General features: G+C 65.9%; 14 protein-coding genes. 10 read left to right on the top strand and 4 right to left on the bottom strand.

The features are described 5' to 3' along the window. Nucleotides 1–43: 43 nt before the first annotated feature. From ACYUME_RS05955 to ACYUME_RS05930, 6 genes are all read left to right on the top strand, one after another. Nucleotides 44–790 carry an amino acid ABC transporter permease gene (locus ACYUME_RS05955; protein ID WP_279883087.1) on the top strand — a complete coding sequence of 249 codons (747 nt, stop codon included), beginning with the start codon at nt 44–46 and terminating at the stop codon, nt 788–790. Next, nucleotides 791–1,462: an amino acid ABC transporter permease gene (locus ACYUME_RS05950; RefSeq protein WP_279883089.1), complete on the top strand. Its 672-nt coding sequence runs from the start codon at nt 791–793 to the stop codon at nt 1,460–1,462. Next, complete coding sequence (locus tag ACYUME_RS05945; RefSeq protein ID WP_279883092.1) at nt 1,459–2,193, top strand: amino acid ABC transporter ATP-binding protein; 735 nt, start codon at nt 1,459–1,461, stop codon at nt 2,191–2,193. Before ACYUME_RS05950 ends, ACYUME_RS05945 begins: the two co-directional genes overlap by 4 nt. A 61-nt stretch (nt 2,194–2,254) precedes the next feature. After that, nucleotides 2,255–4,159, top strand: coding sequence for a two-component sensor histidine kinase AauS (gene aauS, locus ACYUME_RS05940; RefSeq protein WP_460418308.1), 1,905 nt, complete (start codon nt 2,255–2,257; stop codon nt 4,157–4,159). Between the two features lie 47 nt (nt 4,160–4,206). Beyond that, nucleotides 4,207–5,484 (top strand): two-component response regulator AauR, encoded by a 1,278-nt coding sequence (gene aauR / locus ACYUME_RS05935; RefSeq protein ID WP_460419296.1) that lies wholly within the window; start codon nt 4,207–4,209, stop codon nt 5,482–5,484. Nucleotides 5,485–5,512: 28 nt separating this feature from the next. Beyond that, nucleotides 5,513–5,848, top strand: a complete 336-nt coding sequence (locus ACYUME_RS05930; protein WP_279883098.1) for a GlpM family protein — start codon at nt 5,513–5,515, stop codon at nt 5,846–5,848. A gap of 114 nt (nt 5,849–5,962) precedes the next feature. Here ACYUME_RS05930 and ACYUME_RS05925 read toward each other — a convergent pair whose 3' ends face one another. Next, a complete protein-coding gene (locus ACYUME_RS05925) occupies nt 5,963–6,958 on the bottom strand; it encodes an alpha/beta fold hydrolase (protein ID WP_460418307.1) in 996 nt (331 codons plus the stop codon). Nucleotides 6,959–7,156: 198 nt separating this feature from the next. Between ACYUME_RS05925 and metR the strand changes: the two genes are divergently transcribed. Beyond that, on the top strand, nt 7,157–8,074 hold the full coding sequence (gene metR / locus ACYUME_RS05920) for a transcriptional regulator MetR (protein ID WP_460418306.1): 918 nt from the start codon (nt 7,157–7,159) through the stop codon (nt 8,072–8,074). Here metR and ACYUME_RS05915 read toward each other — a convergent pair. Then, the gene (locus tag ACYUME_RS05915; protein ID WP_460418305.1) at nt 8,058–8,471 is read right to left on the bottom strand and encodes an NUDIX hydrolase; all 414 of its coding nucleotides are present in this window, start codon (nt 8,469–8,471) and stop codon (nt 8,058–8,060) included. The genes metR and ACYUME_RS05915 overlap by 17 nt on opposite strands. 143 nt (nt 8,472–8,614) lie before the next feature. On the opposite strand from ACYUME_RS05915, the gene ACYUME_RS05910 reads away from it, so the two are divergent. Next, nucleotides 8,615–12,907, top strand: a complete 4,293-nt coding sequence (locus ACYUME_RS05910) for a DNA glycosylase AlkZ-like family protein (protein ID WP_460418304.1) — start codon at nt 8,615–8,617, stop codon at nt 12,905–12,907. Between the two features lie 123 nt (nt 12,908–13,030). Here the strand turns inward: ACYUME_RS05910 and ACYUME_RS05905 are convergent, their stop codons facing one another. Then, entirely contained in the window at nt 13,031–13,288 is a 258-nt protein-coding gene (locus ACYUME_RS05905) for a type B 50S ribosomal protein L31 (RefSeq protein WP_134693467.1), read from the bottom strand. 159 nt (nt 13,289–13,447) lie between these two features. On the opposite strand from ACYUME_RS05905, the gene ACYUME_RS05900 reads away from it, so the two are divergent. Beyond that, nucleotides 13,448–15,067, top strand: coding sequence for an FMN-binding glutamate synthase family protein (locus tag ACYUME_RS05900; protein ID WP_460418303.1), 1,620 nt, complete (start codon nt 13,448–13,450; stop codon nt 15,065–15,067). Between the two features lie 120 nt (nt 15,068–15,187). On the opposite strand, the gene ACYUME_RS05895 is transcribed toward ACYUME_RS05900, so the two are convergent. Continuing rightward, on the bottom strand, nt 15,188–16,606 hold the full coding sequence (locus ACYUME_RS05895) for an amino acid permease (RefSeq protein ID WP_279883118.1): 1,419 nt from the start codon (nt 16,604–16,606) through the stop codon (nt 15,188–15,190). Nucleotides 16,607–17,032: 426 nt separating this feature from the next. Between ACYUME_RS05895 and ACYUME_RS05890 the strand changes: the two genes are divergently transcribed. Beyond that, nucleotides 17,033–20,152: a transglycosylase domain-containing protein gene (locus ACYUME_RS05890; protein ID WP_460418302.1), complete on the top strand. Its 3,120-nt coding sequence runs from the start codon at nt 17,033–17,035 to the stop codon at nt 20,150–20,152. The last annotated feature ends 29 nt before the right edge of the window (nt 20,153–20,181 follow it).

The raw sequence follows: 20,181 nt of genomic DNA, 5'->3' as shown, positions 1-20,181 counted from the left end.
GCTCGAAGGTGCCCGTGAAACAACCGTCTGAGGGGAAATCCCGATGAATTACAACTGGGACTGGGGCGTGTTCTTCAAGTCCACCGGCGTGGGCAGCGAGACCTATCTGGACTGGTACATCACCGGTCTGGGCTGGACCATCGCCATCGCCATCTCCGCCTGGATCATCGCCTTGCTGCTGGGCTCGCTGCTCGGCGTGATGCGTACCGTGCCCAACCGTCTGGTGTCAGGGATCGCCACCGCCTACGTCGAACTGTTCCGCAACGTGCCGCTGCTGGTACAGCTGTTCATCTGGTACTTCCTGGTGCCGGACCTGCTGCCCGAAGGCCTGCAGGAATGGTTCAAGCAGGACCTCAACCCGACCACCTCGGCGCTGATCAGCGTGGTCATCTGCCTGGGCCTGTTCACCGCCGCCCGTGTCTGCGAGCAGGTGCGCACCGGCATCCAGGCGCTGCCCCGTGGCCAGGAGGCGGCCGGGCGCGCGATGGGCTTCAGCCTGCCGCAGATCTACATGAACGTGCTGCTGCCCCAGGCCTACCGGATCATCATTCCACCACTCACCTCGGAGTTCCTGAACGTGTTCAAGAACTCCTCGGTGGCCTCGCTGATCGGCCTGATGGAGCTGCTGGCGCAGACCAAGCAGACCGCCGAATTCTCGGCCAACCTGTTCGAGGCCTTCACCCTGGCCACCCTGATCTACTTCACCCTGAACATGGGCCTGATGCTGCTCATGCGCGCGGTCGAGAAAAAAGTCGCCGTGCCGGGCCTGATTTCCGTGGGAGGCAAGTAAATGGACATGGATTTCAGCGAAATCATCCCCGCCCTGCCCGCCCTCTGGGAAGGCATGGTCATGACCCTCAAGCTGATGGTCATGGGCGTGGTCGGCGGTATCGCCCTGGGCACCATCCTGGCCCTGATGCGCCTGTCGTCGAACAAGCTGCTGTCGAACGTGGCCGGCGCCTACGTCAACTACTTCCGCTCGATCCCGCTGCTGCTGGTGATCACCTGGTTCTACCTGGCGGTGCCGTTCGTGCTGCGCTGGATCACCGGCCAGGACACGCCGGTGGGCGCGTTCACCTCCTGCGTCGTGGCCTTCATGATGTTCGAGGCGGCCTACTTCTGCGAGATCGTGCGGGCCGGCGTGCAGTCGATCTCCAAGGGCCAGATGGGCGCCGCGCAGGCGCTGGGCATGAGCTACGGCCAGTGCATGCGCCTGATCATCCTGCCTCAGGCGTTTCGCAAGATGACCCCGCTGCTGCTGCAGCAGAGCATCATCCTGTTCCAGGACACCTCGCTGGTCTACACCGTCGGCCTGGTCGACTTCCTCAACTCGGCCCGCTCCAACGGCGACATCATCGGGCGCTCCCACGAGTTCCTGATCTTCGCCGGTGTCGTCTACTTCCTCATCAGCTTCTCCGCTTCCTGGCTGGTCAAGCGCCTGCAAAAAAGGATCACCGTATGATTTCCATCAAGAACGTCAACAAGTGGTACGGGGACTTCCAGGTACTGACCGACTGCAGCACCGAGGTCAAGAAGGGTGAAGTGGTGGTGGTCTGCGGCCCGTCCGGCTCGGGCAAGTCCACCCTGATCAAGTGCGTCAACGCGCTGGAGCCGTTCCAGAAGGGCGACATCGTGGTCGACGGCACCTCCATCGCCGATCCGAAGACCAACCTGCCCAAGCTGCGTTCCCGGGTGGGCATGGTGTTCCAGCACTTCGAGCTGTTCCCGCACCTGTCGATCACCGAGAACCTGACCATCGCCCAGCGCAAGGTGCTCGGTCGCAGCGAGGCGGAAGCCACCAAGAAGGGCCTGGCCCTGCTCGACCGTGTGGGCCTCGGCGCCCACGCCAAGAAACACCCCGGCCAGCTGTCCGGTGGCCAGCAGCAGCGCGTGGCGATCGCCCGCGCCCTGTCGATGGACCCGATCGTCATGCTGTTCGACGAACCGACCTCGGCGCTGGACCCGGAAATGGTCAACGAAGTACTGGACGTGATGGTCGAGCTGGCCCACGAAGGCATGACCATGATGTGCGTGACCCACGAGATGGGCTTCGCGCGCAAGGTCGCCAACCGGGTGATCTTCATGGACAAGGGCAACATCATCGAGGACTGCCAGAAGGAAGACTTCTTCGGCAGCCCGGAGAAGCGTCACGAACGCACCCAGCACTTCCTCAGCAAGATCCTGCAGCACTGAGCAGGTACGGATTCCGCTGCCCTGACGGGCAGCGGAAGCTGGTCGTGACAAGGCCACTGTGATGAAATGCGACCCTTCGCTCCTTCGCCCTGCCCAGCCCGCCGTGAAATCCCGTGTGATCCGCCAATTGCTGTTGCCGCCCCTGATCATCCTGCTGATGGTCGGCCTGGGCCTGGCCGGGTATCTGATCAGCGAAAGCAACGGCATTCGCAGCCTCAGCGAAAACGGCGAGCGCCAGCTCGAGCTGCATGCGCGCACCGTCGAAAGCGAAATCAGCAAGTACACCTACCTGCCCAGCCTGCTGGAACTGGAGGACAGCGTCTCGCGCCTGCTCACCGACCCCGAGGCCGGTGACCGTCAGGCCGTCAACGAATACCTCGAAGGCCTGAACCGGCGCAGCCGCAGCCGGGCGATCTTCGTCCTCGACACCAACGGCCGGGTCCAGGCCACCAGCAACTGGCGCGATGCCGACTCCTTCCTCGGCGAGGACCTGGCCTTCCGTGCCTATTTCCAGACCGCCGTGCGTGGCGAGCCCGGGCGCTTCTACGGCATCGGCAGCACCACCGGTGAGGCCGGCTACTACCTGGCCCATGGCCTGGAGGAGCATGGCAAGATCATTGGCGTGGCGGTGATCAAAGTGCGCCTGGACACCCTCGAGGAACGCTGGCAGCGTGCCCGCCTGGAAGCCTTCGTCAGCGACGAGAACGGCATCATCATCCTTTCCAGCGACCCATCCCGGCGCCTGAAATCGGTGCGTCCGCTCAACCCGCAGATCAAGGAGCGCCTGGCGCGCAGCCTGCAGTACTACTGGTGGCCGCTCAACGAGCTGCAACCGCTGGCCCGCGAGACCCTGGCCGACGGCGTGGAAAAGCTCACCTTCCCGGCCAACAGCGAGACCGACAAGGGCAAGCAGCGCGAAGTCGCGTACCTGGCCCAGACCCGGCGCCTGGCCGACACGCCGTGGCATTTCACCCTGCTCACCCCGCTGCAGGACCTGCGCCGCGAATCGATGGTGCAGGGCATCCTGGTGGGCGTGGCCTTCGCCCTGCTGGCGATCCTTGCCATCGCCTGGAACGAGCGGCGCAAGGTGATCGCCACCCGCCTGGCCGCCCGCGAGGCGCTGGAAGAAGCCAACAGCCAGCTGGAGCGCAAGATCACCGAGCGCACCGCCGACCTGCGCGCCAGCAACGAACGGCTCAAGGGCCAGATTCGCGAACGCCGCCACGCCGAGCAGACCCTGCGCCATGCCCAGGACGAACTGGTCCAGGCCGGCAAGCTGGCGGCCATCGGGCAGATGTCCACCAGCATCGCCCATGAGCTCAACCAACCCCTGGCGGCCTTGCGCACCCTGTCCGGCAACACCGTGCGCTTCCTCGAACGCGGCGCGCTGGAAACCGCCAGCGCCAACCTGCGCACCATGAACGACCTGATCGACCGCATGGGCCGCATCACCGCCAGCCTGCGCTCGTTCGCCCGACGTGGCGACGACAGCGGCCAGGCCTCGCTGGAAAAGGCCGTGCAAGCCTCCTTGCAAGTGCTGGCCAACCGCATCAGCGCCTGCCACCTGCAACTGCACCGGCAGTTCGACGACCAGCTGCTGGCCATCGACCAGACCCGCCTGGAGCAGATTCTGGTCAACCTGATCGGCAACGCCCTCGACGCCATGGCCACCCAACCCCTGCCGCAACTGTGGCTGGAAGGTGAGGTGCAGGGCGACAAGTACCGCCTGCGGGTGCTCGACAACGGCCACGGCATCGATGCCGAAGCGCGCAAGCACCTGTTCGAACCCTTCTTCACCACCAAACCGGGCGAGCATGGCCTGGGCCTGGGCCTGACCTTGTCGGCGAGCCTGGCCGCCGCCGCCAAGGGTACACTGAGCGTCGAACACCCTGCCGGCGGCGGTACCGCGTTCGTCCTTGCCCTGCCCCTGGTCACGCCCCCTAGCGAATTGGCTGAGCCTCTATGAAACAAGCACCTCTCACCGTCCTGATCGTCGAAGACGACCCGCACGTGCTGCTCGGCTGCCAGCAGGCGCTGGCCCTGGAAGACATCGCCTGCGAAGGCGTCGGCAGCGCCGAACAGGCCCTGGAGCGCATCGGCGACGATTTCGCCGGCATCGTCGTCAGCGATATCCGCCTGCCGGGCATCGATGGCCTGGAGCTGCTCAACCGCCTCAAGGCCCGCGACCGCAGCCTGCCGGTGGTGCTGATCACCGGTCACGGCGACATCGACATGGCGGTCGGCGCCATGCGCAACGGCGCCTACGACTTCATGGAGAAGCCCTTCTCGCCGGAACGTCTGGTCGACGTGGTACGCCGGGCGCTGGAACAGCGCGGCCTGTCCCGCGAGGTATTCGCCCTGCGTCGCCAGTTGGCCGAACAGAGCAGCCTGGAGGGACGCATCATTGGCCGCTCGCCGGCCATGGAGCACCTGCGCGAACTGATCGCCAACGTCGCCGATACCTCGGCCAACGTGCTGATCGAAGGCGAAACCGGCACCGGCAAGGAGCTGGTCGCACGCTGCCTGCACGACTTCAGCCGGCGCCAGGGCCAGCCGTTCGTGGCACTGAACTGCGGCGGCCTGCCGGAGAACCTGTTCGAAAGCGAGATCTTCGGCCACGAGGCCAACGCCTTCACCGGCGCCGGCAAACGCCGCATCGGCAAGATCGAGCACGCCAACGGCGGCACGCTGTTCCTCGACGAAGTCGAGAGCATGCCAATCAACCTGCAGATCAAGCTGCTGCGCGTGCTGCAGGAGCGCACCCTGGAGCGCCTGGGCTCGAACCAGAGCATCGCGGTGGACTGCCGGGTGATCGCCGCGACCAAGGCCGACCTTGCCACGCTCGGCCAGAGCGGCCAGTTCCGCAGCGACCTGTACTACCGCCTCAATGTCGTCACCCTGGAGCTGCCGCCGCTGCGTGAACGCCGCGAAGACATCCTGCAACTGTTCGAGCACTTCCTGCAGCAATCGGCCCTGCGCTTCGATCGCGAGGCACCGGAGCTGGACAGCCAGACCTTGTCGCGGTTGATGGCCCACGACTGGCCGGGCAACGTGCGCGAACTGCGCAACGTCGCCGAGCGTCATGCCCTGGGCCTGCCCGCGTTCAAGAAAGGCCCCAGCGGCGGCGCCAGCCAGGGCCTGGGCTTTGCCGAGGCGGTGGAGGCGTTCGAACGCAACCTGCTCGGCGACGCCCTGCAGCGCACCGGCGGCAACCTCAGCCAGGCCAGCCAGGAGCTGGGCATGGCCAAGACCACGCTGTTCGACAAAGTGAAGAAGTACGGCCTCGGCTGAATCAGCAACCCTATCCTGGAAGTTCAACGTGGACCTGGTATTCAAAGCGGCCCTGGGCGCCGGCGTGGTGGTGCTCCTGGCGATCCTGTCGAAGACCCGCAACTACTACATCGCAGGGTTGGTGCCGCTGTTTCCCACCTTTGCCCTGATCGCCCACTACATCGTCGGCAAGGGTCGCTCGCTGGAAGACCTGAAGACCACCATCCTGTTCGGGATGTGGTCGATCATTCCCTATTTCGTCTACCTGGCGACGCTGTATGTGCTGGTCGAGCGCATGCGCCTGGAGGCGTCGCTGGCCCTGGCCACGGTGGCCTGGCTGGTGGCGGCGACGGTGCTGGTGAGCGTTTGGGTGCGCATGCACTGATGAACTGCGGCGCCTGCTTCGCGGGTGAACCCGCTCCCACAGGGAACCCGTGGCTCTTGAGAGCAACGCCTGACCTGTGGAAGCGGGCTTGCCCGCGAAAAAGGCGACACCGATTCAAAGGCCGGCGATATGGGTGACATCCTGCCGATGTGCTTGCAGATAAGGCAGGACCGCCCCCAGCAACGGCGCCTTGAACGGTTCCTGGAAGCGATGCGCCAACCCCGGGATCAGCCGCAGCTGACTGCCCTGGATGTGCGCCGCCAGATGCACTCCATGCATCACCGGCAGCAGTGGATCGGCCGTGCCATGCACCACCAGCGTCGGCACCCGTAGCTGGTTGAGCAACTCGACCCGGCTTGGCTCGGCGAGAATCGCCATGATCTGGCGCTTCACCCCCTCCGGATTGAACGCCCGGTCATAGGCCACTGCCGCCTGCTGCCGCAGGACGGCCCGGTCATCGTGCACGTCAGGACTGCCCAGAGCCGCCAGCAGGTCGGCCTGCTGCTCGATGGCCACCTCACGGCTCGGAGCGCCACGCCGCGCCAGCAGCTGTAGCAACGCCGGATCCGGTGTCGGCAAGCCGGCAGCGCCCGAACTGGACATCACCAGGGTCAGGCTGCTTACCCGCTCCGGGGCCATGGCCGCCAGATGCTGGGCGATCATGCCACCCATGCTCACGCCCAGCACATGGAACTGGCGGATCCCCAGGGCATCCATCAGGCGCAAGCCGTCACCGGCCATGTCGGTGAGGGTATAGGGCGCCGACACCGGCAGGCCCAGCTTGTAGCGCAGCAGTTCGACGCTCAGGTTGGCCGAGGCCGGCAACTGGTTCCAGCGCGACAACCCGACATCGCGGTTGTCATAGCGGATCACCCGAAACCCCTGGAGGCACAGGGCCTCGACCACGTCGTCCGGCCAATGGATAAGCTGCCCGCCCAGGCCCATGACCAGCAGCAAGGCCGGATCCCGCGGGGCGCCGACGCTCTGGTAGACCAGGCTCAGCTCACCCAGCTCGGCCCGTTGCACCGGCACGTGAACGTCGCAGCGGCCATCGGCGAAGCTCGCCGGCACGCTGACCAACAGAAAGAAGAAAAGTAGAAAAGCCCGCATGAAAAGAAACACCAGAATGCAGATCCCCAGTAGAGCGCGAGTCTGATGAAATTCGTTCGGGCGCGCTGCCACAAAACCGTGACAGTTTCGTGAACCTTGCCGAGCGGTCGCGCGCATCCATCTGTCGACAGCACAGGGCAACATGAGGGAAACTCAACGCCACCTAGTTTTAGACCACAGAATGCTCACGGAGCCGTCGTGCTGGAAATCCGCCACCTGAAAACCCTTCATGCCCTACGCGAAGCCGACAGCCTGGTAGAGGCCGCCGAGCGGCTGCACCTGACCCAGTCGGCGCTGTCGCACCAGTTCAAGGAGCTGGAGGAACGCCTGGGCCTGGCGCTGTTCGTGCGCAAGACCAAACCCATCCGCTTCACCAGCGCCGGCTTGCGCCTGCTGCAACTGGCCGACGCCACCCTGCCGCTGCTGCGCGGCGCCGAACGCGACATCGCCCGCCTGGCCGGTGGCACCGCCGGGCGCCTGCACATGGCCATCGAATGCCACAGCTGCTTCCAGTGGCTGATGCCGACCATCGACCAGTTTCGCGACGCCTGGCCGGAGGTGGAGCTGGACCTGGCCTCGGGCTTCGCCTTCGCCCCACTGCCGGCCCTGGCCCGTGGCGACCTGGACCTGGTGGTGACCTCCGACCCGGTGGACCTGGCCGGCATCACCTACGTGCCGCTGTTCACCTACGAGGCCATGCTCGCGGTGGCCAACCAGCACCCGCTGGCCAGCAAGCCGTACATCGTGCCCCAGGACCTGCTCGACCAGACCCTGATCACCTACCCGGTGGAACGTGACCGCCTGGACATCTTCACCCGCTTCTTGGAGCCGGCCGACATCGAGCCGGCCGCGGTGCGCACCTCGGAGCTGACGGTGATGATGATGCAACTGGTGGCCAGCGGCCGGGGCGTGTGCGGCATGCCGCACTGGGCATTGCACGAGTACAGCTCGCGGGGCTACGTGAAGGGCAAGCGCCTGGGCGAAAAGGGTCTGTTCGCCACGCTCTACGCGGCGGTGCGCACCGACATGCTGGATGCGCCGTACATGCGTGACTTCCTGCTGACCGCCAAGGACACCTCGTTCGCCACCCTCGACGGGGTCAGCGCGGTGCGTTGAGGCCCTCGCGCCACAGCGGCAGGATCAGGTCGCGGGTCAGGGGGGCCAGATCCAGCGTTGGCGCCTGGTCGGCGGCCAGCCAGGTCAGCTCTTCGATTTCCGCCGCCGGGGTTACCATCTCGGCGCAATGCACGCGAAACAACTCGGCCTGCACCTCGAAGCCCGGCTCGTTGGCTGCCGGGGCGCTGAAACGGCCCAGGTGAATGGCCTGGGCCGGATCGACGCGCAGGCCCAGTTCCTCGTGCAGCTCGCGCACCAGCGCCTGGACCGGTGATTCACCTGTATCGATCTTGCCACCGGGCTGCATGAACGCCTGGGTGCCACGCTTGCGCACCAGCAGGGTGCGACCTTGCGCATCGATGAGCAGGGCCGCGGCGATCTGAATGATATTGGACATGACAGGCCCTTGAACGTTTGGGGGCGCAGAGGATAACGCACATCACCTGTACTGGCCTCTTCGCGGGCGAGCCCGCGAAGAGGCCAGTACAGGCAGACGAACGGCCCCTTGCCAACTCGCCATCGCCCCTCCATAACCAATCCATGAACCTGCCAGCCCATCCGCACCCGGTGCTCGATCTGTTCCACCCCGCCGTCGCCACCTGGTTCCGCCAGCATTTCGCCACGGTCACCGACGCCCAGGCCAATGCCTGGCCGTTGATCCACGCCGGCCAATCGATGCTGCTCGCGGCGCCGACCGGCTCGGGCAAGACCCTCAGCGCGTTTCTCGCCGTGCTCGACGAGTTGTTCCGCCAGGGCCTGGAAAACCACGGCGAGCTGCCGGCGCGGACCCAGGTGGTGTACGTCTCGCCGCTCAAGGCGCTGTCCAACGACATCCACCTGAACCTCGACACACCGCTGGAGGGCATCAGCCGCCATATCGAACAGCTCGGCCTGAAGGCCCCGCGCATCACCACCGCCGTACGCACCGGCGACACACCGCAAAAAGAACGCGCGGCCATGCGCAAGCTGGCGCCGCACATCCTGGTGACCACGCCAGAATCGCTGTACGTGCTGATGGGCTCGGCCTCGGGTCGCGCGGGTCTGGCCTGCGTGCACACGGTGATCGTCGACGAGATCCACGCCCTGGCCGGCAACAAACGCGGCTGTCACCTGGCCTTGACCCTCGAGCGCCTGCAGGCGCTGGCAGGCCGGCCGTTGCGGCGCATCGGCCTGTCCGCCACCCAGCGCCCGGTGGCACGCGTCGCGCAGTTCCTGGTGGGGCGCGAGCGCCCGTGCGCCATCGTCGATATCGGCCATGCGCGCCAGCGCGACCTGGCGCTGGAACTACCGCCCGTGCCACTGGGCGCGGTGATGGCCACCGATGTCTGGGACCTGGTCTACGACCGCCTCGCCGCCCTCGCCCGCGAACATCGCACCACCCTGGTGTTCGTCAACACCCGGCGCCTGGCCGAACGCCTGACACGGCACCTCGGCGAGCGCCTGGGCAACGAGGCGGTGGCCGCGCACCACGGCAGCCTGGCCAAGGAACACCGACTGGCCGCCGAGCAACGGCTCAAGGCCGGTGAACTGCAGGTACTGGTGGCCACCGCTTCGCTGGAACTGGGCATCGATATCGGCGAGGTCGAGCTGGTCTGCCAGATCGCTTCGCCGGGCTCGATCGCCGCATTCCTGCAACGGGTCGGGCGCTCCGGACACCAGGTCGATGGCGTGCCCAAGGGGCGGCTGTTCCCCACCACCCGGGACGAGCTGATCGAGTGCGTGGCGCTGCTCGACTGTGCGCGCCAGGGCGAACTGGACACGCTGCAGGTGCCCCATGCGCCACTGGACGTGCTGGCGCAGCAGATCGTCGCCGAAGTCAGCAACCAACCCTGGGCCGAGCGCGCGCTGTTCGACCTGCTGCGTCGGGCCATGCCCTACGCCGACCTCGATGAAGGCCATTACCAGTCGCTGCTGCGCATGCTCGCCGAAGGCTTCAACGGGCGCCAGGGCGTGCGCAGCGCCTACCTGCACCGCGACGCGGTGAATGGCACCTTGCGCGGGCGCCGGGGCAGCCAGCTGACCGCGCTGACCAGCGGCGGCACCATCCCGGAGACCGCCGACTACGCGGTACTGCTCGAACCCCAGGCGCTGAACGTCGGCAGCGTCAATGAAGACTTCGCGGTGGAAAGCATTGCCGGCGATATCTTCCAGCTGGGCAATGCGTCCTACCGCATCCTGCGAGTCGAACCCGGCCGGGTGCGGGTCGAGGACGCCCATGGGCTGCCACCGACCATTCCGTTCTGGCTCGGCGAGGCGCCGGGGCGCAGCGACGAACTGTCTGCCGCAGTGGCGCGCCTGCAGCAACGCATCGACCAGCAATTGCAAGCCAGTGATGGTGAGCAGGTACTGAGGTGGTTGCAGGCGACCTATGCAATCGATGACGCCTGCGCCCGTCAGTTGCTCGACTACCTCGGCCGGAGCTGGCAGGTGCTTGGTGCCCTGCCCTCGCAGCAGACGCTGGTGATGGAGCGCTTCTTCGACGAGTCCGGCGGCACCCAGCTGATCATCCACTCGCCCTACGGCAGCCGTATCAACCGCGCCTGGGGCCTGGCCTTGCGCAAGCGTTTCTGCCGCACCTTCAACTTCGAACTGCAGGCGGCGGCCAGCGAAGACGCCATCGTGCTGTCGCTGTCCACCAGCCACAGCTTCGAACTGGACGAGGTCTGGCGCTACCTGAACAGCCGCACGGCCGAGCCGATCCTGCTCCAGGCCCTGCTCGATGCGCCGTTGTTCGGCGTGCGCTGGCGCTGGTGCGCGGCCATCGCCCTGGCCCTGCCGCGCTACGTGGGCGGGCGCAAGGTGGCGCCGCAGATCCAGCGGATGAAGAGCGAGGACCTGGTGGCGGCGGTATTCCCCGACCAGATCGCCTGCCTGGAGAACATCGTCGGCGAGCGACAGATCCCGGACCATCCGCTGGTGCAGCAGACACTCGACGACTGCCTGCACGAGGCCATGGACAGCGAGGGTTGGCTGGCGCTGCTGCGGCGCATGGAAAACGGCGAAGTGCGCCTGCTCAGTCGTGACCTGCCCGCCCCCTCGCCACTGGCCTCGGCAATTCTCAACGCCCGGCCCTACACCTTCCTCGACGACGCACCGCTGGAGGAGCGCCGCACCCAGGCCGTGCTCAACCGGCGCTGGAACGACGTGAGCGACAGCGACGACCTCGGCGCGCTGGACATCGACGCCATCGCCGCCGTGCAGGCCGAGGCCTGGCCGCAACCGAGCAATGCCGATGAAATGCACGAGGCCTTGATGAGCCTGGGCGCCATCAGCCAAACCGAAGTCAAGGCCAACCCGGAATGGCAAGCGCTGCTGGAGGCCCTTGCGGCGAGCGGACACGCCTGCCGCCTGAACAGCCACGGGCTACACCTGTGGTTCGCCCGCGAGCGCCAGGACCTGCTCATGGCACTGTACCCCGATGCCCAGCTTGACCCGTGCCTGCCGCTGCTGCCGGGGTTCGACCAGGCCCCCACGCCGGACAGCGCGCTGACCGAACTACTGCGCGCGCGCCTGGGCGGTTCTGGTCCGCTGACGCTGGCCCGGATCGCCGCGCCACTGGGCCTGGCCCCCGGCGATTGCGAACAGGCCCTCGCCCGCCTGGAGAGCGAGGGCTATGTGCTACGCGGTCGCTTCGACCCTGGCCAAGGCGAGCTGCAGTGGTGCGAGCGGCACCTGCTGGCACGCATCCACCGCTATACGGTCAAGCGCCTGCGCCGGGAAATCGAGCCGGTAAGCCTGCAGGACTTCATGCGGTTTCTGTTCGACTGGCAGCACCTGAGCGACGAAACCCGCCTGCGCGGTCCCCAGGCGGTGGGCGACGTACTGAATCAACTGCAAGGCTATCCTGGCGCCGCCGGGGCCTGGGAGGCCGAACTGCTGCCTGCGCGGATCAGGGACTACAGCCCGCACTGGCTGGACGATAGCTGTCGCAGCGGCCAGTGGGCCTGGAGCCGACTGGCCTCCACGCGGTCAGCCACCACCCTGAGCAGCACGCCACTGGTACTGCTGCCCCGCGAACACTTGGGGCTGTGGCGCAGCCTGGCCCCGGCATCCGAGGTCGAGCATCTGGGCGCACGCGCACAGCGGGTCTTGCAGACCTTGCAGGAGCAAGGCGCGCTGTTCTTCGATGAGTTGGCCCATGAAGCCCATCTGCTGCCCAGCGAGCTGGAGTCGGCCCTGCAGGAGCTGGTCGGTTCGGGGCTGGCCAGCGCCGATGGCTTCAGCGGCCTGCGCAGCCTGATCACCCCGGCCGCCAAACGCACCTCGCGCCACAGCCGCCGCGGCCACCCTGGACTGTCGAGCAGCATGGCCCATGCCGGGCGCTGGGCGCTGCTGCGCCGCGGGAGTACCGCCGTGGATACCGAGCAGCGCCTGGAGCACGTAGCTCGCAGCCTGCTGCGACGCTATGGCGTCATATGCTGGCGCCTGCTGGAACGCGAGAGCGACGTGCTGCCGCCGTGGCGTGACTTGCTGCGTTGCTACCACCGCCTCGAAGCTCGCGGCGAGATCCGGGGCGGACGTTTTATCGCCGGGCTGGCCGGCGAGCAGTTCGCCTTGCCCGAGGCGGTGGGATTGTTGCGCCAGGTGCGCAGGCGGGCATTGGATGGGGCGCTGGTGGTAGTCAGTGCCTGCGACCCGTTGAACCTGGTCGGGAGCCTGTTGCCGGGGACCAAGGTGCCGGCAGTGGCAGGCAACCGCGTGCTGTACCGGGAGGGTGTCGCGGTGGCCACCCGGGTGGCGGGCAAATACCAGTTTCTTGCCGAGGCGACAGCCAGCGAACAGGCGCAATGGCGCCAACTTCTGTTGCGCGACACACCACCGCTACAGCAATAGCGTTGCAGCACCGTCAGCGTGGGAGCGGGCTTGCCCCGCGATCACCGGCAAAGCCGGTGCCACACACCTTGATCGCGGGGCAAGCCCGCTCCCACGCTGGTGCTGCTTGCAATCGCCTACCGATCAACGCTTGGCCTGGAAACCGGCGAAACGCTTGTTGAACCCAGCGACTCGCCCCTCGACCGTGGTCTTGCGTTGCTGCCCGGTGTACACCGGATGCGAGGCGCTGGACACATCCAGTGCCACATAAGGGTAGGTCTGGCCGTCGCTATGCACCTGAGTGCGGTCGGTATCGACGGTCGAGCCGATCAGGAAGTACACATCGGCAGCCGTGTCGTGGAACAGCACCGGACGATATTCGGGATGGATGCCAGCTTTCATGGGGAAACTCCTCGGGGTCGAAATGTTATTTTATAACATATATTATCGAGAATGATTTTCGATACCCTAATTTTCATTTTTACCCCGTCGGCCAACCGGGCTATGGTCGGACTTTGCCCCAGGCCCTGAGCCTGACCGAGCCATTCGCAAGGACACCGTATGAGCCTGTCACTTCTCAGCCGTTACGCCTTCTTCGCCGCCTGCGTGCTGTTCACCCTCGCCAGCCTGCCGTTCCTCGGGCACGACTGGCTGTGGCCGTTCACCCTGACTACCGGGGTGCTCAGCCTGATCGGCGTGATCGACCTGCTGCAGCAACGTCACGCGGTACGCCGCAACTACCCGATCCTGGGCAACATCCGCTACCTGGTCGAAGGCATCCGCCCGGAAATCCGCCAGTACCTGCTGGAATCAGACAGCGACGCCTTGCCCTTCTCCCGCGCCCAGCGCTCGCTGGTCTACGCCCGGGCCAAGAACGAAGCCTCGGACAAACCCTTCGGCACATTGATCGATGTCTACGAGTCGGGCTTCGAGTTCATCGGCCACTCCATGCGTCCGGCGCCGTTGGCCGACCCGGCCAGTTTCCGCGTCAGCGTCGGCGGCCCGCAGTGCAGCCAGCCGTATTCGGCGTCGATCTTCAACATCTCGGCCATGAGCTTCGGCTCGCTCAGCGCCAACGCCATCCGCGCGTTGAACCAGGGTGCCAAGCTGGGCAACTTCCACCACGACACCGGCGAAGGCAGCATCAGCCCCTACCATCGCGAACATGGCGGCGACCTGGTCTGGGAACTGGGCAGCGGCTACTTCGGCTGCCGTACCGCGGACGGCCGCTTCGACCCCGAGCGCTTCGCCGCCCAGGCGCAGAACCCGCAGGTGCGGATGATCGAGATCAAGATGAGCCAGGGCGCCAAGCCCGGCCATGGCGGCATCCTGCCCAAGCACAAGGTGACCCAGGAAATCGCCGACACCCGTGGCGTGCCGATGGGCGAGGACTGCATCTCGCCATCGCGCCACAGCGCCTTCTCCACCCCGATCGAGATGATGCGGTTCATCGCCCAGCTGCGTGAACTGTCCGGCGGCAAGCCAGTGGGCTTCAAGTTCTGCCTGGGCCACCCGTGGGAGTTCATGGGCATCGCCAAGGCCATGCTGGAGACCGGCATCCTGCCCGACTTCATCGTCGTCGACGGCAAGGAAGGCGGAACGGGCGCCGCCCCCGTGGAGTTCACCGACCATATCGGCGTGCCACTGCGCGAGGGCCTGCTGTTCGTGCATAACACCCTGGTCGGCCTGAACCTGCGCGACAAGATCAAGCTCGGCGCCAGCGGCAAGATCGTCAGTGCCTTCGACATCGCCAGCGTGCTGGCCATCGGCGCGGACTGGGCCAACTCGGCGCGCGGCTTCATGTTCGCCATCGGCTGCATCCAGTCGCAGAGCTGCCACACCAACAAGTGCCCGACCGGCGTGGCCACCCAGGATGCCCTGCGCCAGCGTGCCCTGGTGGTGCCGGACAAGGCCCAGCGGGTGCTCAATTTCCACCACAACACCCTGCGCGCCCTGGCCGAGATGCTGGCGGCGGCGGGGCTGGAACACCCGGCGCAGCTGGAGGCCAAGCACCTGGTGCGGCGGATCTCGGCCACCGAGATCAAGCTGTTCTCGCAGATGCACGTGTTCCTCAAGCCGGGCGAGCTGCTGACCGGCGAGGTCAATGGACAGTTCTATTCGCGGATGTGGCAGCTGGCGCGGGCCGACAGCTTCGAGCCGCACAGCGAGGTGGCGGCCTGATCAGGCCTTATCGCGGGGCAAGCCCGCTCCCACGCCCATGGGGCTGGCGTGGGAGCGGGCTTGCCCCGCGATGAGAGCCATACAAAAACGAAGCCCCGGCACTGGCCGGGGCTTCGTTGATCAGGAGGCGGTACTCGCCACGCCCTGCGCCTCTTTCGGCGCCAGGCGGAAGGTGTAGTACAGCACGGTCAGCAGCACCAGGAACGCCGGGCCGATGTACAGGGCCACGCGGGTGTCCGGGAAGTACGCCATCAGCCCCACCACCAGCACCAGGAACGCCAGCGCCAGGTACGAGCTCAACGGCCACAGCCACATGCGGTACTTCAGCGCGTTACGCTCGGCAGTGGACAGACCGGCACGGAACTTCAGCTGCGCCAGCAGGATCATCACCCAGGTCCAGATCGCGCCGAAGGTGGCGATCGAGGTCACCCAGACGAACACCTTCTCCGGCACCAGGTAGTTGGCCAGCACGCCCAACAGCAGCGCGCCGATCGACAGCAGCAAGGCATTGCGCGGCACGCCGTTCTTCGAGGTACGGGCGAAGGTGGCCGGGGCCTGGCCATTCTGCGCCAGGCTGTAGAGCATGCGCCCGGTGCTGAAGATGCCGCCGTTGCACGACGACAGCGCGGCGGTGATCACCACGAAGTTGATGATGCCGGCAGCGGTCTTGATGCCGAGGCGCTCGAAGGTCATGACGAACGGGCTGCCCTGGCTGCCGATCTCGTTCCACGGGTAGATCGACAGGATCACGAACAGCGCGCCCACATAGAACAGCAGGATGCGCCAGAACACCGAGCCGATGGCCTGGGGGATGGTCTTCTGCGGGTTGCGCGCCTCGCCGGCGGTCAGGCCGATCATTTCCACGCCCAGGTAGGCGAACATCACCATCTGCAGCGACATCAGCACGCCGGTCACGCCGTTGGGCATGAAACCACCGTTGCTCCACAGATTGGAGATGCCCATCGCCACGCCGTCGTTACCGAAGCCGAAGGCGATGATGCCGATGCCGCCCAGGACCATGGCGATGATGGTGACGATCTTGATCAGGGCGAACCAGAACTCGAACTCGCCGAACGCCTTGACCGCGATCAGGTTGATCGCGCCCATGCTGCCCAGGGCCATCAGCGCCCAGATCCAGCGCGGCACATCGGGGAACCAGATGCCCATGTAGATGGCCACGGCGGTGATCTCGGCGACACAGGTCACCAGCCACAGGAACCAGTAGTTCCAGCCGGTGAGGAAGCCCGCCAGGGGGCCGAGGTAGTCTTGCGCATAGCGGCTGAAGGAGCCAGCGACCGGGTTGTGCACGGCCATCTCGCCGAGGGCGCGCATGATCACCAGGATGGCCAGGCCACCGATGATGTAGGAAAGCATGATGGCGGGGCCGGCCATTTCGATGGCCTTGGCCGAACCGAGGAACAGACCGACGCCGATACAGGCGCCAAGGGCCATCAGACGGATGTGCCGTTCGCCCAGCTCGCGCTTGAGCGGGCCGCCCTGGGCGGACTCGTCGTGGGCAGGGTGGTTGCCGACTGGCATAGCAATACAACCTCATTTTGTTATTGGATTTGACCTTCGTGCAGCACCGGCCTCGCCGATAGGCAGGGCGTCGTCTCGCCAGGCCGCCTCGTGGGCGAACCTGTCCACCGGGCACGCGGTGCCGGCGGGTCGAAGGGGGCGAGCAGTATAGGAAGCCACTTGCAGGGCTTTTCACCATATACAACAGGAAATTTGGCGAGAATTCTCGGCCAAAACCCCTTTCATGGAGGGGCATCACCGCCTCACTCCACCCATGCACAGGAATGGGGCAGCTACCTTAGCAACATTGCCGGAGAATGGAAGTCGCACCAAAGGCGCATGTTCATACCCAACTCTTCGAAGCTTCCTACAAATTTTTCACCAAACCCGACCAACGTCTAAGCTTCAGACAAGCAACGCGAAAAGTACCTGGCCGGACTCAAGACTATGGGCGCACTGTGGCAATCGGAATCAACCAGTACGGAAGCACCCAAAGCACCTCAGGCTGAATCCCCCTTGCCCAGGACCCCACGTCAACGCCGCCTGTGGTGGCGCCTGATCCTGCTCATCCTGGTAGTGGGCGTGGTCGCGGTGGGTTTCGCCGCCTACGACGAATTCCAGACCTCGCGCCTGCAATCGCGGGAATTCAGCCGCCTGGCCGGGACCCTGACCTATGCCCTCGAACCTGGCCCGAGCGATGCCATCGTCTACCCCGGCGAAGGCCCCTTCGACAAGCGCCTGGGCTACAGCGCCCTGGGCGAGTTCCTGCCACGCCTGCTCAAGCGCGATTACCTGATCAACCAGCAGGTGCATTTCTCCCCGGCACTGATGAACTACGTCGATCACGGCCTGTTCGCGCCCTACGTGGAGAAGATCCAGGCCGGCCTGTCGATCACCGACTGCCGTGGCGACACGCTCTACCAGTACAACTACCCACAGCACCTGTATCCGGACTTCGCCGCGATCCCGCCGGTGATCGTCAACAGCCTGCTGTTCATCGAGAACCGCGACCTGCTCGACCCGAAGGACCCGCAGAACAATCCGGCGGTGGACTGGCCACGCTTCGCCAAGGCGGCCTACAGCCAGGTGGCCAAATACTTCGCCCTGCCAGGCCAGTCCGCTGGCGGCAGCACCCTGGCCACCCAGCTGGAAAAGTACCGCCACTCGCCGGACGGGCTGACCGTCTCGGGCGCCGAGAAGATCCGCCAGATGATTTCCGCCAGCGTGCGTGCCTACCAGGGCGGCCCCGATACCACCGAGGCCCGCGAGCGCATCGTGCGCGACTACCTCAACAGCGTGCCGCTGTCGGCGGTGCCCGGCCATGGTGAGGTTCACGGCATGGCCGAAGGGCTGCGGGTCTGGTACGGCGCCGACTTCGACCAGGTCAACCAGGCGCTGACGTCCACCGCCAGCGACGACAAGAGCATGGCCGAGCGCGGCCTGGCCCTGCGCCAGGTGCTGTCGCTGATGATTGCCCAGCGCCGGCCTTCGCATTACCTGTCCAAGGGCCGCATCGAGCTGGCGGAGCTGACCGACTCGCACATCCGCGTCCTCGCCGCCAACGGCATCATCGACCGCCCGCTGGCCGACGCCGCCCTGGCCAGCAAGGCGATCTACCGCGACTGGGTGGCCCAGCCGACCATCGTGCCGATCATCACCAACAAAGGCATCAGCCTGGCGCGCAACCGCCTGGCGGCAATGCTCAACCGACCGTTGTACGACCTCGATCGCCTCGACCTGTCGGCCACCAGCACCTTGCAGGCCGACCTGCAGGTGCAGGTCAGCCAGTACCTGAAGAACCTCGCCGATCCGGCGTTCGCCGCACAGATCGGCCTGATCGGCGAGCGCCTGCTCACCGCCAAGACCACCGACCAGGTGAGCTACAGCTTCACCCTGTTCGAGCGCACCGCCGACGGCTCGCGGGTGCGGGTGCAGACCGACAGCACCAACCAGCCTTTCGACATCAACGAAGGCAGCAAGCTGGAGCTGGGCTCCACCGCCAAGCTGCGGGTACTGACCACCTACCTGGAGATCATCGCCGAGCTGCACGACAAGTACGCCGGCAAGCCGGCGGCCGAGCTGAAGAAGGTGCCGGTGGCCGAACTCGACCGCATCACCCTGTGGTCGCTGGAATGGCTGATGCTCAACAGCAAGAACCAGAGCCTCGACGCCATGCTCGACGCCGCGCTGGAGCGCAAGTACTCGGCCAATACCGGCGAGGCCTTCTTCACCGGCGGCGGCATGCATGTGTTCAACAACTTCCGCAAGGAAGACAACAACCGCAACCCGACCCTCAAGGATGCCCTGCGCGAGTCGATCAACCTGCCGTTCATCCGCCTGATGCGCGATATCGTGCGCTACGTCACCTACCAGCAGCCGTTCAACCGCGAACCCTTGCTCAAGGATGACAGCGACCCGCGCCGCCAGGAGTACCTGGCGCGCTTCGCCGACCGCGAAGGCAGCAACTACACCATGCGGTTCTGGAAGAAATACCAGCGCAAGACCTCGCAGCAGCGCCTGGACACCTTCCTCGACAGCATGCGCGTGACCCCGCAGCGCCTGGCCGCCGCGCACCGCTACCTGTTCCCCGAGGCCAGCCAGGAAACCTTCAACGCCTTCGTCCGCGCCCACAGCAAGGGCGACAAGCTGGCCATGGCCAAGCTCACCGACGGGCGCCTGGTGGAAATGTACGACGCCTATGGCCCCGGCAAGTACGACCTGCCCGACCAGGGCTATATCGCCAAGGTCCATCCGCTGGACCTGTGGCTACTCGGCTACCTGCTGAAGAACCCCGGCGCCTCGCTCAAGGACGCCCTCAACGCCAGCCGCTTCGAGCGCCAGGAGGTCTACAGCTGGCTGTTCAAGAGCCGCCACCAGGGCGCCCGCGACAGCCGCATCCGCACCATGGTCGAGATCGAGGCGTTCACCGACATCCACCAGCGCTGGAAGCGCGTGGGCTATCCGTTCGATCACCTGGTGCCGTCGCTGGCCACCGCCATCGGCAGCTCCGGCGACCGCCCTGCCGCCCTGTCGGAACTGGTCGGGATCATCCAGAACGATGGCGTGCGCCTGCCGACACTGCGTATCGATACCCTGCATTTCGCCCAGAACACACCTTACGAAACGCAACTGATCAGTGACCCGGATCGCGGCCAGCGGATCCTCCCGGTGGAAGTCGCCCGGGCGCTGAAAGGCGCCATGTCGCAGGTGGTCGATGCCGGTACCGCACGGCGCATCTCCGGCAGCTTCAAGCTGCACGACGGCACGCCACTGGTGATGGGTGGCAAGACCGGCACCGGCGACAACCGCATCGAAAGCTTCGGCGCCGGTGGTCGGCTGATCGGTTCGCGCTCGCTGAACCGCACCGCGACCTTCGTGTTCTTCCTCGGCGACAACCACTTCGGCACCCTCACCGCGTTCGTCCCGGGGCGCTCGGCCGAAGCGTTCAAGTTCACCTCGGCGCTGCCGGTGCAGGTGCTCAAGGGCATGGCGCCGATCCTCATGCCGTATCTGGAACCGGGCAACCCCAATGCCTGCAAGGCGCCACAGGTGGCTTCGCAACCTTGACGGGGCGAACCTATCGATTAATCAGATAG

This window comes from Pseudomonas sp. microsymbiont 2 (assembly GCF_054788395.1).
This window is presented reverse-complemented; position numbering and strand designations above follow the sequence as displayed.

Coding starts and splice junctions, on each gene's coding strand:
- ACYUME_RS05955 (WP_279883087.1), top strand. CDS start 44: ATGAATTACAACTGGGACTGGGGCGTGTTCTTCAAGTCCACCGGCGTG.
- ACYUME_RS05950 (WP_279883089.1), top strand. CDS start 791: ATGGACATGGATTTCAGCGAAATCATCCCCGCCCTGCCCGCCCTCTGG.
- ACYUME_RS05945 (WP_279883092.1), top strand. CDS start 1,459: ATGATTTCCATCAAGAACGTCAACAAGTGGTACGGGGACTTCCAGGTA.
- aauS (WP_460418308.1), top strand. CDS start 2,255: ATGAAATGCGACCCTTCGCTCCTTCGCCCTGCCCAGCCCGCCGTGAAA.
- ACYUME_RS05925 (WP_460418307.1), bottom strand. CDS start 6,958: ATGCGGGCTTTTCTACTTTTCTTCTTTCTGTTGGTCAGCGTGCCGGCG.
- ACYUME_RS05915 (WP_460418305.1), bottom strand. CDS start 8,471: ATGTCCAATATCATTCAGATCGCCGCGGCCCTGCTCATCGATGCGCAA.
- ACYUME_RS05910 (WP_460418304.1), top strand. CDS start 8,615: ATGAACCTGCCAGCCCATCCGCACCCGGTGCTCGATCTGTTCCACCCC.
- ACYUME_RS05905 (WP_134693467.1), bottom strand. CDS start 13,288: ATGAAAGCTGGCATCCATCCCGAATATCGTCCGGTGCTGTTCCACGAC.
- ACYUME_RS05900 (WP_460418303.1), top strand. CDS start 13,448: ATGAGCCTGTCACTTCTCAGCCGTTACGCCTTCTTCGCCGCCTGCGTG.
- ACYUME_RS05895 (WP_279883118.1), bottom strand. CDS start 16,606: ATGCCAGTCGGCAACCACCCTGCCCACGACGAGTCCGCCCAGGGCGGC.
- ACYUME_RS05890 (WP_460418302.1), top strand. CDS start 17,033: ATGGGCGCACTGTGGCAATCGGAATCAACCAGTACGGAAGCACCCAAA.